This is a genomic window from Paenibacillus sp. NPDC056579 (genome assembly GCF_042793215.1).
Classification (GTDB): domain Bacteria; phylum Bacillota; class Bacilli; order Paenibacillales; family NBRC-103111; genus Paenibacillus_S.
In genome coordinates, this window is record NZ_JBHTVD010000040.1 from 1 (window position 1) to 1,829 (window position 1,829).

At 26.5% G+C, this 1,829-nt stretch carries 2 protein-coding genes; both read right to left on the minus strand.

What is annotated here, in order from left to right; translation table 11 throughout:
- The coding region (locus ACFQ88_RS39620; RefSeq protein WP_379463440.1) for a glycosyltransferase family 2 protein at positions 1-517 on the minus strand (517 nt) is incomplete at its 3' end.
- Between the two features lie 178 nt (positions 518-695).
- A complete protein-coding gene (locus tag ACFQ88_RS39625) occupies positions 696-1,610 on the minus strand; it encodes a glycosyltransferase family 2 protein (protein WP_379463441.1) in 915 nt (304 codons plus the stop codon).
- Positions 1,611-1,829 lie beyond the last annotated feature (219 nt).

The following is a 1,829-nucleotide window of genomic DNA, read 5'->3' on the forward strand; positions in this document are numbered from 1 at the left end:
ATATTAATTTATTTCTTTTTATTAATGTTATTAAAATACTAATAATAAGTTGCTTTTTATAATTTGATATAAAATCGTTGACCTCACCTAAAGTGATTCCTTTCATTTTAAATGGATTTTGATGATAACCATCTTTGGTAATAATATCTGGACCCATTACTTGAAAATTCTCTTGATCATATAGGCCTATTATTTTTTCGATAAAATATTTATCTCGAATTACTGTATCATTATTAATGACTGCCACAAAGTCAGCCTTTAACTCCCCAGATGCATACTTATAACCAATATTATTACCACGTGCAAAACCACTATTTTTATCATTTAATAAAATAAGGACATTCTTTATATTTTTATACTTCTCCATCAAGTATTTACCTGAACCATCAGGAGAATTATTATCTACAACCAGAATATAAGTATTATTATACTGAATATTGTTTATTATTGATTCTATACATTCCACTGTGTCCTTAACGGCATTATAATGTAAGATTACAAAACAAAATCTATACATAATATAAAAACTCCTTTAAATACTTGGAAGAGCAAAAACATATTATTCCCATTACCATGCAACATCAAAATTGTACTGTTAGCTTCCCGCCTAATCATATCGGTCAACCGTTTTTAATTAGCAAGTACATGCCCTTAAAAAAAATGTAAGGTAATTATTTTGCCCTTACTCTAGTGGATCATTTATAATTTTCATTTTTTATTTTAAGAACCACGGTCTTCCAACTAAAAATTTCATTTCGTAGAGCTTTTAAAAACTTGACAACAAATGTCATATTATAAGTGCATAGGATATATACCAATTTTCTTTTTATGTTTCTTTCCAAGTCTATAGAGATCTTTAGAGCCCCTAGATCAGGGTATTTAGTATATAAAGAATACATTCCTAAACAATAATAGTAATATGCTAGTATTTTATTATCTAAAATATCTTTGTTTTTTTTTATTATAAGTTTGAGTGAGTCAACAGCTTTTGAATAATTATTTGTAATACTATCAGTTTGAACATAAACATTAATTAATATTTTGTCCAAAAAAACAACTTTATATTTATTAGTTATTCTCATCATAACTTCCCAATCTTGAAATCTGCTAAGATTACAATCAAACTGTTCATTTACAAAGCATTGTCTTTTCGAAAAGATAGTTGGTGTACCAATAAAATTCCCCCATAATATTTTTTGGTGAATTTCTTCCATTCTGAACATGGGTGGTTTTATTATTTCCTTCAAACCATTTGTATTTCTACAATATGAACAAAAAACAACATCAGAATTAGTTGTTTTTAAAAATTCTAATTGCTCTTCTAATTTGGTAGGAAACCATTCATCATCACTATCTTGAAACGCAACATATTCCCCTCGAGCTATTTCGATTCCTTTATTTCTAGCTACAGATGCACCATAGTTACGATCCTGTTTTATATATATAATTCTATCATCTTTAATCTCTTTAATAAGATTTTCTGTATTATCGTTCGAATTATCATCAATTACTATTAGCTCAATCTCTCTGTAAGTTTGATTTAGGATACTATTAATTGATCTTAATAAAACTTTTTCTCGATTATATGTTGGTAATATTACTGAAATCATATAATAATCCCCTTAATTATTCAGTCTCCTATGATTTTATAGGGAATAATACCGTTAGTGTTAAATAACACTATAGTATAGAACCAATAAAATAAGACCAAATATATTATTAATAGTAACACTAGATACTTTTCTCTATTTTTGGAAAATACTTTAATCACATAACTTAGAAGCAATACCTCGCTATAACTAAAAAAATACGTAATTCTAATAAAATAT